Below are 12,959 nucleotides of genomic sequence, written 5' to 3' on the forward strand. Positions count from 1 at the left end.
TTATTTCCTTTTTTCGATTACTTGGATATTTATTGCGAAACTAATGCTTTGCGAACCCGTTTGTGGATCGGTGATCATGTCATTCATTACATAATCGGTTGTAATTAGTCTTAATCCATTATCATTGAATATCTTATCTTTATTATCGTCAAAATTTCCCTTTAATGTATCATACATTGCATAGGGATCTGCCCCATCTACTGGATCGGACGAATAAAGATATTGAATATTGAATGTTCCACCACGCCTATTGGAGAGGTTTACCAATGCAGTATCGAAATTGAATGAGGTTTGTTTATAGATATCTTTGTTTTTTTCGGTACGTTTTATCTTGGTATTCAGTACTGAACCATCCATAAGAATGTTCATTACATCGCGTACCTTCGATACTAAATCATCTTTCATCACTTTCTCCTCGCTGTAACGTCGATAATACCACTCAAATCATCAATAATATCGAATACGCTTAGAGTTTGACCTCGAATGATTACGGTACTACCCATATCTATATCGGGTACATCGGATTGGCGGCATGTGAACCAATGTTCATCAACGGCAATAAATCCATCACCCGTTTCAATTTCGATATTTCTCATTTCAACAATGGACGGTACATATATACCGTCCACGTTAATTGTTTCTCCAAAGGCATTTAGAAATGAATCAATTTGATTGCTATTAAATGCCCTTGACATATTAAACAGTACCTAGATTCAGTTGAATGAAGGTTTTTGCATCACCAGTACCGGTTTTACTATGTAGAACCTTAACATCAAAGTATGATTCTTGTTGTAGACGTACAAGACCTTGTGGAATTAGGGTGTAGATATCATAAATTTGGGTAGTAGTTTGCCAATCGACAAATAGAACATCACTCCAATCACCAATTAGAATGGAATCTTTTGGTGCAAGGGTACTTGGCATTACAAATACTTCCTGATTTAACCAAAAACCTTCACCATATTGATAACCAGAAGAAATAATACCCTGATTGATAGTATTTGATAATGGTGCAGTACTGCGTAGACGGTTATACATCGCCGGAGTACAGATTGCCACACACTTAGTAATATCGACATTATTGGTTGCCAGATATTCTACGGCATCTTCGATATCCTGTGCGGTAATAGTACCTGCGGTTGCAGTATTTGCCTGTTTTGCTGCGGTGGAAACTACGCCCAATACGAGTTTCTGTAGTTTATACTGAACACGATCATTCATTGCTTTCTGTAGATCTGCCTGACCAGTTGGAGAAACTAGTAGGAATTGCTTTGATTCACGAATTGCGGCACCAAAACGTTTTGGCATCATGACTACATTGGAGAAGTTACCGAAATCATCAACAATGGCCTCACCTTCATCCAGGAACTTACCTAGTTCTAGTGGATCGGTAGATGTACCCATAGAATCCAGTACTGGAATGGTTAGGGAGTGACCTGCACCCGCACGACGAGAAATGTTTAGACGATCTAGAATGGTATTTGGGAATAGACTATCAATATATGAACCATAATATGATGTCTGAATATCACCCGCACCAGTTACAGTACCAGTAAAATCCTGTGCACGTTTATTGGTGATTAGTAGTTCTTTCGGTACTACTCCGTGACATACGACGACCAAGGATAGTTTCTACCATTGGCATTTCCTCTACGGATAGACCTTTTAGACCACGAACTGCATTTTCATAAGATTGGTTTTTTTCCATTTGGATTTCTTCCTTAATATTAACTTTGGATTGTTTATCTGTAATAATGCGTTTAAATTCTTCTACGGAAATATCTTCCTGTGGAATTTCTACATTGAATGCCTCGGCAATGGCCTTAATTTCGATTGCACGTTCATTCTTAATTTGTTCGGTTAATTCACGTTTCTTGGCTTCGATAACCTTACTTTTGCGAATCTGTTTTAGTTCGGCTTCGAGTGCACGAACTTCATCATCGGCATTAACTTCATCATCCATTTCGTGATCATGATCAAAATCACCTTCGGCAGATTCATCATTATCGCCGTCATGGTCTGGATCATTTTCTGGGGTAGAAGTTTCGACACGTTCTTCGGTTACGGATTCCATTTCCTCCGAGCGTTCTTTTTCCATTTCTTGATTTTCTTCCATTTCCATACCTTTAGTTAGTATATTAGTTGTATTTATCCCTCGACCAATCCCCACTGAATTATCGGCAGGTACTGAAACAATGCTAATCTCATATATATTTATGTCAGTACAGATAAGGTTATTTCCAGATACTTCACTATTCAGTACTGAATAACCAATTGATACTTTGGAGAGGATTTTTTCGCGAATTAGATCGTATATTTCGGCGGACTTGCCAACACTACCAAAACGAACAATTGCACGTCCTTTACGTTCGTTATCATCAATCCATGCCTTTTCAACTACGCCAATTGGTTCGTCAAAGTCATGATTGAATAGTACTGGGCCATTATTAACTAAGCGGTCAATATTAACGGTATCATTCGTTGTCATTAGAATCTCATTCAGTACACGACCATTATATTCTCGTGGTACTGGTTCCTCTGACATAAACGATAGTTCAACCGTTCTATCGTCATTCACTTGGGTTAGTATCATCTCCCTCGTTTGGGTCTGTTTCACTTTCAATTTCCTTATTGTCAGTTAGTATTTTCTCTTGCTCGATTTGTTGGAAAGTAATGATTGGATCTCCACCACGTTTGGCAATTGCTTCCTGTTTGGACATTAGGCCAGCCTCTACCAGCATGATTACCTCTTGTGCATCCTTAATTGGGTCTAGGGATTGTTTACGCTGGTTGATGAATTCACAGTCATTTAATTGATCAAGTTGAGTAAAACTAAACTCCAATCTATTATTTAGTAGTTCATTCTTTACCCACATTTCATATAGTGGTTTCAATACTTTACTTTTGAATAGATTTGAACGTACTGCGAATGCACCAGCTTGAATATTCTCGGCAAGTTTAGCTCCGTGAAAAACTGGCATCACTTACATCACCAGTTAATGCCTGTGGTGTAATATTCAGACTCATTGCAATAGTTTTATAAAGTTCACTGGTATATTCCTTGATACCATCTACGGCAAGTTTTGGATTAAATTCCTTAATGTCCTTACCCTCCTGTAATTCGATCATTGCACCAGGTGCATAGTCATGTTGATATTGTGCAATTTCTTCTGTATTAAGATTGACATACTGATCGTTGGTATTGGGAGTAGTAATAAATCCCATCAGGCTAGTACTGAGAACCTTACTAGATAGTGAACTATCCAGGAATTTTTGCATATTCTTTAGGGATTCAACACCATTCACAACATCTGGTATACCACGTTGTTGATTCACCCATGCAGGTTTGAAGTAATGGAGCATATTTTCGAAGGGAATACGTTCGAAGTTTTCCATTTCATAGGTGTACATAATTGGATTATATCGCATCACATATACGGCAATTGGCTTGCCATTCTTATCAAATTCTATTCCGTTACTAATGTATCGACCACCAGCCAACATATTATTGTTTGTGGTGGGTACACGTGCCGAATCAATCATTTCAACCTTTAATACACCATTAATGCTTTCAACATGTAGCCATGACTCACCATCAACGGCTCGCGTTTCTTCCATCAAATGTTGCATGGTGACAATATCCATATTGCCTTGTACTGAAAACTGGTTGGCATCAGTAGCCCATTTATAGAATCGTTTTTCTAGTTCCTGGGACAATTCAATATTTTTTTCCATATCGTCAAACATGTTAACCATTGGTCTAATGTAGATCCCATCACTACCTATTACCTCACGTACTGAAACGGTAACATAATTGGAAAAAATCCCATTAGTCATTTTTAGGTTACGTGAACTCATGCGGAATGGACGTAGAAAACCATTAATTACCTTATTAATATCGGTTGTATCCATATAGATACCGTTATTGAAAAGGTTATAGGCTGCGTAATCCCCTTCTGGTATTCCACGTGTCATTTTCTGGTTAGTACTGTAATGATATTTACGGGCTTTTGGTGTTACTGGTTTAGTACTAAATTTATAGTTTCGTTTTCTTGCCATAAAAATCTTCTCTAATTGTTAGTTGGGTAATACTCTTGAATGGATCATTACCCGCATTTAATTTTGCCTTAGCAAGTAATTCATTTAAACGTTTAACATATTGTGCACGTAAACTGGTTAGTGCATCGGGGGAGTAATACATCAATTGTTTATTGTTAATATTTATACTTTGAACTCCATCACCTTTTAGTTTATTTAGTATTACGGTATCAATTTCATCAAGTAATTTTTTGATTTCGTCGATCTCGCTGGATATTTCGGTTGGATCAACTACCATAAATTGATTAACTACGGGAGTATTACCATATAATACGGCAGTGGCGACCATTGCCGCCCAAGCAGTAGTATCAATTACGGTAAATGGAGCTTCATACTCAATCTCGGTTCCATCTCCGAGAATAACCTTGAATGCATTAATACTGGCATCATCAAACGTTGGCATGATTGGAATACCCTTATACATCTGACCAGAAAAATTAAATGGTACTGCTCTAATTATTGCCATGATATTTCCTTATGTGAACCTTATTCCACGTGGACGACTACCTAATAAATTTTGTTGTGGTTTTATTAGATTGGCCTGTGGTTTAGGTTGTATTGTTTCAGTACTGATATTTGCAAGTTTGCTTCGGTTTTCGGTATAGAGTCTCAATTCATGAAATGGATTTCTACCATTTACTGCAAGGTTTGCCTGAACCCACTTATTGCAAATTAATGCATAGCATAAACAGTCCAGTGACTCGTTTCTCTCTCCACTTAGTTTCTTTTCCCAGAAGTAATTGCCACCTTTCAGTACGCGTACTTCACTGGTCAATTGCATAAAGTAATCATCCGGTACGGTTGCACTGAAATATATTTGCGTTTTGTCGGTATCATCGGGATCTACCAGGCATTGTTGTATAAGTCTATAGATATTATCCTTACCCAAGTTTACATTCAGGTTCCAATGTTCCTTACCCTCGGTTTTGGTTTTCTTGAATAGTGGATGACCATTACTCCCGCTTGGTGCACCCTTAATGGGGGTGAATAGGCGTTTACCTTGTCGTGATGCAAACTTATAACTAATGCGGTATATGGTATCTGTGGCATTACCATTCGAACTATCGATGAATGATCCCAGTAGTGGTATTTCCCTACCGCTTACCGTCTTGAATGGTTGATTCAGAAAGTTTGCCAATTCCTGATATACGGGACTTTCAACCTTAGTACAATCAATTCCGAAATTACTACGATGATCCAGTACATAAATCTTCTTCTCATTGTCCGTAATACCAATGATTGTAGTTTCAAGTCTCTCTAATTGTTGGTCAGTACCGGACACTAGATATAAAACATCGTCGGGAATGTTACCCAGGTTAAAGGTAAAGTCTCGTTTGTTTTCGAGGTGGGTAAATTCAATTTGCTTGGACATTGGATCTTCATATGGTAATCCGAGATTCAAATTGTAGAATGACTTCAAATCAAAGTTATAATGTTTCTCGGCAAATACACCCACAATCTGTTTGATAGTACTGAATGGTGAATACAACTCGCTTATATGATATCCGTACTACATCCTTAATTTCTGGGCGTGTTGGTATCCATTTACCCAATGTAATCATCTTTGCACGTTGGATTTCATTGATAATGCCGTCACAATGAGGACAATGTAATTCGGCAGTTTCGGGATCTGCCTTGGCTCTCCCACGCGAACCTTCCACCTCTTTAAACTGGAATCGTACATTCTCCCATACTAATTCATGAAAGGTTTCACAATGTGGGCATGGGACATGAAATTTAGACTGGTTAGAGATAGCCCATTGTTTCATTATGGTATCGTCTGGTTCCAGGGGCGTACTGGTGATCACCATCAATGAGGCGTTATCGGTCTTACTACGTTCGCTGATTAGTGCAATGGGATCACCTTCCCTTTCATCGGCCTTTAGGGGAGCAACTTCATCCAATATCAAATATTTGGCATATACAGAACGGGAACCACTTGGGGCATTCAGGTTAGTAAAGAAGATATCTGTACCATCCTTTAACTTTTGCTGTACTTCTGAGTTAGTACTATTCTTATCCGATTTGGATGACATGATTGATTGCATGATGGGGGAATAGTTAATACTGTTTTCCCATTTACCCTTACGAAACTTTCGTAGTAGGTCTAATGCCCCCATACCAATGATGGTATTTGCTGGACGGTTAACTAGTAGGTATTGTGCAATACTCATTCCGTACTGTAGTCTTTAATAGCTGTGCACTAGATACGGCGACAATCTTCCTCACTTCGGGATTAATACACTGGTCTATCGGTTCTTTTTGGAACTCGAATAGTTTCATCTTCTGACCACCTGCCACACCATCGGGAAAGTACAGATGTTCTTCTACCCAATCCGAGGGTTTAATTTTTCTTGGTGGTCTTAGTGCTTCGTTTGCCTTGTTTAATAGGGCTTTCAATTTCTCGTTCATACTTTACGCTTCCTGCGTCCTCCAATACTTCATCAATCTTTTCCTGAAAGATGAATTTAAACTTTACTGGATCTTCGGCCTCAATCCTCAGATCATCACTTATCAGTACTGGAATACTCCTAATCTTATTCTTTAGATCGGTAGTCCATGTAAGTAAATCACTCTCGATATCTTCGAGTTTAATTACCGATTTTTCCAGTATTTGCTTTTCCATTTCCTTTAGATCGGCATTGGCCTTTTTAAGTCGAGTATCTTCCATTAGATTCTGACGTTTCAATTCGGGATCGGCCTTACGCAATGGATCGATTTTATTTTGAATAATCCATCCAAAGATTAATTCGTTATCCCATTCCATATTAAGCCCGTCATTCTGCCAACGTGATATCACGGCAACGTCCATCCCATATATTTTGGAAAGTATTGTTGGAGTTAATTTAATGTTGTTCATATTTTATTCCATGCAAGTATTCAGTACTGAATTATTTAGTATAAGATCCCATTGTTGATGAATCCGTGTATTTTTGATACGAAAACAAAAGGATTCGCGGCCAAAACTCGCTTTATGCCCACTTCAGGAGGAACCTAATGAGTAATTAGTTCACTCACGTAATTGAGCTATACATCTCACTACCGGTATATAATGAATAGTATCCAGTACTGAATTAACTTCGAAAATAGATACAGTTCCAACATATGATGACTCATGATCTGTTATATGAATATGATGATTCCTATTAACAATATATCCATCACCATTTCGTACCCCAATGTACTGTAATTCATATCTATATCCATTATGGTCAATATAATCACCAGTTTTCATTAATTGCTCTCCATATAAATTAACAGTACTGCTACCCTATGATGTACCTGCTCACCGTTAACTCTTGTATTATAAATGAGTTCATTGGCTATATCTCTCATATACCTGATGTGTTTTCGTTCGTTAGGTTTTTTAACTTCCTTACCAGATACAATAATCTTCCCATCAACTGGATAGTACTGAATGTATTTGTATTTGATTATCACATTATATTTATCAATGAATATTCGAATGAAGTTAACACCATTGGGGTAAACAATTTCGGCATTGATTAGTTCATCATGTCTTGTACTGTCATATCCGTGAATACTCCCCATGTTCATCAATGATAGTAGTTCCCTTTTCATAATGTAGATATGTAATCATTTGGAGGTTCCTTTGCATTATAAATCTTATTGGCAGCATAGATAATATGATCAATATGTGGATGCACTGTCATCTGCTGAAAATACATTGCTTCATCAATATCGATGAATGTATTAATGTCCAATTCGATAGTACTGCCATTGTAATCATTAATATAGAATTCATAATCGGTTTCAGAATACTTGATACCAATTATTTTAAAATCATTGCATCGGTAATAGTATTCAATACAGTTATTACCATAATAATAATCTTCGTGAATCATGTGGTACCCTCCATAACGATATTTATGAGTAGGCTGTGGGTAGTACTGGATAAAGTGAGATAATGCCGTACAGGACGTTACAGAACGTTTGGAGGGGGGTTTGTGGCATACAAAAGCCCAGTTATTCTGGGCATATGTTTTGTTATATCACCTTCCATTCAATATATGATTATTAACAGTTCGATATTTAGTTGGAACATGTTCCCTATATGAATGTAAGTTAGTTATGCGTTCTATACGAATTACACAGGTAGAACTATTATTGTCGTCATAGTAATAATTCACAGGACATTCACTAGTAAATTGTGGTCTATATGTTTTCCCCTCAGTAATGGGGAACATAACTAGGGGGCGTGGATTTCCATCCACATAACCTACAACTGCATTTTTCATAATATTGGCATTAGAACTACAGGATACAGTGCAGATAACTACACATAGCCCCATAAAGAAGTTTGCAGTCTTACCTATTTTAGTAGTGAATTCAATTACAAAGTTATTGATATGGTTTGTTGAAAAGCATTGTTTTTTTTTTTTAATTTCATTATTAAGTACAGCTATAATGTTCATATCTTTTACCTTATTTTTGATTGCTTTTTCCTTGGACCATATCAATGGACCTTACATTGTCAAGAATATTTTTATTCGCACTGAGAGATAATAAAATGTAGAAAACACAAAAGCCCACTGTATTACGCAGGATATGATAAAAACGTATAACTATTCCTCATTTCCGTACATATATTTTTGTAGTGCTGCCCTCGCTTCTTCGTTGGTGTTTTCATTGACAAATAGCATGTAGGTTGTATCTATTTTGTTGTATTGCGTTTTCAACTGGTTTACTGCCTGCTCTGTATCTACAATATCCGAAACGTTTTGCAAGTCTTCAATTTTATTCTTGATATCTAGTAGTTGTTCGTGCAAACACATCTGTACTACTGATTTAACCGAGATTTCGTATTGTCGAAGGTGTTCTTCATATTGTTGTGAAATCATTATATCTCCCTGTAAACTCTTTGAGCGATCATATCTATCACCTAGATATGATCACATTTCTACTTATATATTTATCATTTACAAAGAGATGCAACAGCACACTATATCATTCATATAGTTATGATATATCAGTACTGAAAGCCAGTATATTTTGTATACATTTTAAGCACTCGCCTACATTAAAATAATCACACTATAAAATCATTAGCAATATAACCATGTAAAATATATACCTATATCACATTTTCAATATATTATATTTTACTATCACATTGAAAATCCTCATCATAATCCTTTTCAATTTATAGGGATTTATATGAAACTTACGCGTATTGATATTCAGAATTTTAGAGGCATTACTTCTGCATCGATTAATCTTGAAAACTTCACTACTTTAATCGGTTCTAATAACATCGGAAAATCAACAATACTCAAAGCAATTAAAATATTAGTTGATACGACAAATCCCACTTCTGACGATTGGCCGTTTAGAACTGCTAGTGATGATGAGATGATTATTACGGGGCATTTTTCAGATATACAAGAGGCCGAACGTTATAAACCTGCAATCTCCAACCTCATTCATGATGACAAACTCTCCATTAGAGTTAGAACCAAATGGGATCATGATAATGAATGCATGGGTTCACCAATATATGAAGTATATTATAATAAAGAAGAAATCGAAAATTACTCTGCATCAATAACTACTGCAAAAAACATTCCTTGGTTATTTGAAATCATTAAAGAACTTGGATGCACTAACAGTAAAGCATATAAAGAAATGCAAGATGATGTAATTGGGGTGATTAAACAAAGATACCCCGAAAAAGTTACATCTTCATTATGTTGGACATCTGATGGTATTAACTTCAAAAATAGCTTACAACAAGCATTACCACACGTTCTATACATCCCTGCATGCTTTAAAATTGAGGATGATCTTAAATCTCAAAAAGGGACACCGTTTGGATTTTTATTTTCAAATAGAGTATACCCTGTTTTACAGGCTGATTCATCATTCGAACAATATACATCCTCACTTGACAAGCTACATAAAAAAATGAAAGGTGAATTGGATGGTGAACTGATTGAAGGTTTGCAGGAGCTAATGGAATCCATTACTGAATCATTGAATCAGGTAATGGATCTCAAATCTAAGGTAAAATTGAGCCTCACTGAAATAGATATTAATGCTGCATTGATGAAAGCAGCGACGTTAGTTATTGAAGATAAATTAGAAACTCAACTTGAATATCAAGGCAGTGGTGTTCAAAGAGCATTGGCTTATGCCTTGCTCGAGTCAAATGCTCTTTTCGAAGTAACAGAATCACAACGTTCAACACTAATTCTTTACGAGGAACCAGAACTATATATTCATCCTCATTTAATGAGATTACTTAGAGATAAACTTAGAGAGAAATCATCTGTATCTGCTTGCCAAGTTATTGTTAGCACACATTCACCATTTTTAATCGATATCGCTGAAAACCCTTCTTCATTGAAGTTAATAAAAGACAACCATGAAGGAAAGCGAACTGTACATGAAATAGATGATACTATTTTTCATATGGATGCCGAATATAACGAAAGGGAAATGCTCAGAGCTGCCCTAGATTTTCATCCAACTGTTTGTGAAGCTTTCTTTGCAAAGAGGGTTGTTGTTGTCGAAGGAGACACTGAAGTGGCAATTCTCAGATTTGCCTCGGAATTGTGCGATAAATTCGGTATCGAGAGCAGTCTTATTAGAGATACTACAATTGTATCTGCCGGAGGGAAATGGACAATTCCAGCAATCGCAAGAATACTCTCAAAACTTAACATTCCGTTTAAAGTTGTACATGATACTGACAGAAAAAATATGAGCGATGCCGAAATTGCCACTATATCTGCAATTAATGCCTATCGAGCGAATGAAAAAATTGCCAATATTGTTGGTCACGATAAAGTATTTTCTGTTGATGATACCTTTGAACATTTACTTTGGGATCCGACTGAAGATGGTAATGCTCCATCTGAAGGAGGTAAACCGTTTAATGCCTGGAAACGCGTTCGCTCGTTCCTTGATGGAAGTATTACTCTAAATCCAAAGTGTGAAGCAAAATTAGCTTCTGTACTGCGATTCATTTATGAATAACCGCTCCTGATAAATACGCCCCAATTATCTTATTGGGGCGTATTTCATTGTAGTATTCTTAGATAGGAATCTTATTTTTATCCTTATTCCCCTCTCGTATTTAACCATTGATTCATTTTAATCCATTAATATATTCACTAATAAATTTAATGAATTTTTTAATTTCCTCATTTTTCATTGCCTCAAACTGAACATAATATTCACCCAGATGCATTTTCAATATCCTATCAGTAACAAACGTAGAAGCTATTTTTCGCATCTCGCTATATATAGCATACGCTTTATTACTAGCATTTTCATCTAACAACATACAAATGTGATATAGAGCCTTTTCACTACTGGTAAAAAGAGTAGGTACATAATCCTGGACATCACTAATACCGCTCGCATCTCCATTTTCACGTGCATACTTGACGTCTTTATAAAAAGACTCTATAAATTCATTTGTTAGTGCTAATAGTTTATCTCGCTTCCATTCATTACGTGATTTATTTCTATTAATATGATTAATACATAAATTAATCACAGCCGATAGTATAACACCACTAAGTGCAATTAGTGCGGAATATATTAGCACTGTATCCTTATTCATGACAAGAACCTCAAACGCAGAAAACATTTGTAATCACTTCAGGTTTATTAATGAAGCCATTACATACTTTTTTGATGTTTTTTGATTTAGTTTTCATACCATTAGTATAATTAACCAGTTTATTATATGCAGTGTCATTTTGTTTTATGAATTTCTTTTTCGGTACTCGTATATTACCAAAGTGATTAGATATGCTAATTTTGAATTCTCTTTCTATTGCCTCAATATAGCATTGGTTTTGCTCTGAAAATTCCGAAAACATTTTCCCTAAATCGTTTAGATCCTCAGTTAATTGTTTATATAAAAAACTCCATTCATCATTAAGGTGCAACCCATAAGTTGCAATGGAATTTAGTTCTTTATCTAAAGATTTCTTATACTCATTAAATTTGAATAATTTAGCACTAATATTATGTGCATTAGAAATGAAACCGTTCAATTCAACATCTGAAATTCCTTCATCAGCAATATCATTATAGAATTTCACAACATCACCAATTGATTCTTCCAATTTAATGGACAATGGTAATATTTCATGAAATGATTCATTAAAGAACTTAATAGCAAGTTTATAACCCTCTTGTGCCGTGAATTGGGCTAAATAGTTTCTTGCCGTTAGTACAGCTCCCACAGTTGCACAAGCCATGACTATGTTACAAACTGAAGAAATCCAATCAGGGTAGCTCCCCTTATCAATTCCTTTCGAAACATAAACATCCAATAACATCCAGGCAATTCCGCCTGCTGCAAATGCAAAAAAATATTTCTTACACATGCCCCAAAATCTAGTAAAATAGATCACAATGACCTCTTCAAATCAACCATCTAAACTTACCATCGTTCGCTAGTACATCTGTACTTAAAGCACATATAACACGCTTAATGCATTAACTTACATTTTATATCATAATACATCATTCCTTTTTCATCCTTATACACATTCCCATAATAGTACCCATCATCACTCACCCTACTTGATATTAAGTATTCTCTATATTCATCGTTGATGTCAGGGGCGGTCATATACCGATATGAATCATATTTCCTATCATAATACCTAGTCACATATCGACTATCATCTGTGCTCGTTATTATCCCACTAATATCCCAACATTTAAAATCAGGAACATTGGCATATGCTGTAATTGGTAGTAACTGCATTAAAATTAATATTTTTTTCATTATATAAACGATTCCTATAAACGATGTTGTACCCAACTCAAGACCCTAGTTAGAGACAAACCACCACAATTATTCAAGAGTTGGGTAC

At 36.0% G+C, this 12,959-nt stretch carries 16 protein-coding genes; 1 reads left to right on the forward strand and 15 read right to left on the reverse strand.

What is annotated here, in order from left to right; genetic code table 11:
- From PGR10_RS06275 to PGR10_RS06335, 13 genes are all read right to left on the reverse strand, one after another.
- Entirely contained in the window at window positions 1-405 is a 405-nt protein-coding gene (locus PGR10_RS06275) for a hypothetical protein (protein WP_430923182.1), read from the reverse strand.
- A complete protein-coding gene (locus PGR10_RS06280) occupies window positions 405-695 on the reverse strand; it encodes a head-tail joining protein (protein WP_047065557.1) in 291 nt (96 codons plus the stop codon). Before PGR10_RS06280 ends, PGR10_RS06275 begins: the two co-directional genes overlap by 1 nt.
- A 1-nt stretch (window position 696) precedes the next feature.
- Window positions 697-1,623, reverse strand: coding sequence for a phage major capsid protein (locus PGR10_RS06285; RefSeq protein ID WP_072058523.1), 927 nt, complete (start codon window positions 1,621-1,623; stop codon window positions 697-699).
- Window positions 1,571-2,617 carry an HK97 family phage prohead protease gene (locus tag PGR10_RS06290; protein ID WP_430923183.1) on the reverse strand — a complete coding sequence of 349 codons (1,047 nt, stop codon included), beginning with the start codon at window positions 2,615-2,617 and terminating at the stop codon, window positions 1,571-1,573. The genes PGR10_RS06285 and PGR10_RS06290 overlap by 53 nt, the downstream gene beginning before the upstream one ends.
- Window positions 2,571-2,984, reverse strand: coding sequence for a hypothetical protein (locus PGR10_RS06295; protein ID WP_156094524.1), 414 nt, complete (start codon window positions 2,982-2,984; stop codon window positions 2,571-2,573). The genes PGR10_RS06290 and PGR10_RS06295 overlap by 47 nt, the downstream gene beginning before the upstream one ends.
- Entirely contained in the window at window positions 2,959-4,059 is a 1,101-nt protein-coding gene (locus PGR10_RS06300; protein WP_080958017.1) for a phage portal protein, read from the reverse strand. Before PGR10_RS06300 ends, PGR10_RS06295 begins: the two co-directional genes overlap by 26 nt.
- On the reverse strand, window positions 4,037-4,564 hold the full coding sequence (locus tag PGR10_RS06305) for a hypothetical protein (protein ID WP_430923184.1): 528 nt from the start codon (window positions 4,562-4,564) through the stop codon (window positions 4,037-4,039). The genes PGR10_RS06300 and PGR10_RS06305 overlap by 23 nt, the downstream gene beginning before the upstream one ends.
- Window positions 4,565-4,573: 9 nt before the next feature.
- Window positions 4,574-5,554 carry a terminase gpA endonuclease subunit gene (locus PGR10_RS06310; RefSeq protein WP_430923185.1) on the reverse strand — a complete coding sequence of 327 codons (981 nt, stop codon included), beginning with the start codon at window positions 5,552-5,554 and terminating at the stop codon, window positions 4,574-4,576.
- Window positions 5,526-6,272, reverse strand: a complete 747-nt coding sequence (locus tag PGR10_RS06315) for a phage terminase large subunit family protein (RefSeq protein WP_411324730.1) — start codon at window positions 6,270-6,272, stop codon at window positions 5,526-5,528. The genes PGR10_RS06310 and PGR10_RS06315 overlap by 29 nt, the downstream gene beginning before the upstream one ends.
- 170 nt (window positions 6,273-6,442) lie before the next feature.
- Entirely contained in the window at window positions 6,443-6,958 is a 516-nt protein-coding gene (locus PGR10_RS06320; protein WP_193126297.1) for a hypothetical protein, read from the reverse strand.
- A 718-nt stretch (window positions 6,959-7,676) separates the two neighbouring features.
- Window positions 7,677-7,964 (reverse strand): hypothetical protein, encoded by a 288-nt coding sequence (locus PGR10_RS06325; protein WP_430923186.1) that lies wholly within the window; start codon window positions 7,962-7,964, stop codon window positions 7,677-7,679.
- Between the two features lie 147 nt (window positions 7,965-8,111).
- The gene (locus tag PGR10_RS06330) at window positions 8,112-8,534 is read right to left on the reverse strand and encodes a hypothetical protein (RefSeq protein ID WP_430923187.1); all 423 of its coding nucleotides are present in this window, start codon (window positions 8,532-8,534) and stop codon (window positions 8,112-8,114) included.
- 150 nt (window positions 8,535-8,684) lie between these two features.
- Entirely contained in the window at window positions 8,685-8,960 is a 276-nt protein-coding gene (locus PGR10_RS06335) for a hypothetical protein (RefSeq protein ID WP_430923188.1), read from the reverse strand.
- Window positions 8,961-9,276: 316 nt separating this feature from the next.
- Here PGR10_RS06335 and PGR10_RS06340 point away from each other — a divergent pair, with 316 nt between their 5' ends.
- Window positions 9,277-11,097, forward strand: coding sequence for an ATP-dependent nuclease (locus PGR10_RS06340; protein ID WP_047065578.1), 1,821 nt, complete (start codon window positions 9,277-9,279; stop codon window positions 11,095-11,097).
- Between the two features lie 112 nt (window positions 11,098-11,209).
- Here PGR10_RS06340 and PGR10_RS06345 read toward each other — a convergent pair whose 3' ends face one another.
- Both PGR10_RS06345 and PGR10_RS06350 read right to left on the reverse strand, forming a co-directional pair.
- The gene (locus PGR10_RS06345) at window positions 11,210-11,689 is read right to left on the reverse strand and encodes a hypothetical protein (RefSeq protein WP_396275368.1); all 480 of its coding nucleotides are present in this window, start codon (window positions 11,687-11,689) and stop codon (window positions 11,210-11,212) included.
- Between the two features lie 10 nt (window positions 11,690-11,699).
- Window positions 11,700-12,491, reverse strand: coding sequence for a hypothetical protein (locus tag PGR10_RS06350; RefSeq protein WP_430923189.1), 792 nt, complete (start codon window positions 12,489-12,491; stop codon window positions 11,700-11,702).
- Between the last annotated feature and the right edge of the window lie 468 nt (window positions 12,492-12,959).

This window comes from Klebsiella sp. 141198 (genome assembly GCF_050600785.1).
GTDB lineage: Bacteria > Pseudomonadota > Gammaproteobacteria > Enterobacterales > Enterobacteriaceae > Klebsiella > Klebsiella aerogenes.

Excerpts from the sequence above, each read along its gene's own strand:
- PGR10_RS06320 (WP_193126297.1), bottom strand. The coding sequence starts at position 6,958 with ATGAACAACATTAAATTAACTCCAACAATACTTTCCAAAATATATGGG.
- PGR10_RS06345 (WP_396275368.1), bottom strand. The coding sequence starts at position 11,689 with ATGAATAAGGATACAGTGCTAATATATTCCGCACTAATTGCACTTAGT.
- PGR10_RS06275 (WP_430923182.1), bottom strand. The coding sequence starts at position 405 with ATGAAAGATGATTTAGTATCGAAGGTACGCGATGTAATGAACATTCTT.
- PGR10_RS06325 (WP_430923186.1), bottom strand. The coding sequence starts at position 7,964 with ATGATTCACGAAGATTATTATTATGGTAATAACTGTATTGAATACTAT.
- PGR10_RS06340 (WP_047065578.1), top strand. The coding sequence starts at position 9,277 with ATGAAACTTACGCGTATTGATATTCAGAATTTTAGAGGCATTACTTCT.
- PGR10_RS06315 (WP_411324730.1), bottom strand. The coding sequence starts at position 6,272 with ATGAGTATTGCACAATACCTACTAGTTAACCGTCCAGCAAATACCATC.
- PGR10_RS06335 (WP_430923188.1), bottom strand. The coding sequence starts at position 8,960 with ATGATTTCACAACAATATGAAGAACACCTTCGACAATACGAAATCTCG.
- PGR10_RS06330 (WP_430923187.1), bottom strand. The coding sequence starts at position 8,534 with ATGAACATTATAGCTGTACTTAATAATGAAATTAAAAAAAAAAAACAA.
- PGR10_RS06300 (WP_080958017.1), bottom strand. The coding sequence starts at position 4,059 with ATGGCAAGAAAACGAAACTATAAATTTAGTACTAAACCAGTAACACCA.
- PGR10_RS06280 (WP_047065557.1), bottom strand. The coding sequence starts at position 695 with ATGTCAAGGGCATTTAATAGCAATCAAATTGATTCATTTCTAAATGCC.
- PGR10_RS06305 (WP_430923184.1), bottom strand. The coding sequence starts at position 4,564 with ATGGCAATAATTAGAGCAGTACCATTTAATTTTTCTGGTCAGATGTAT.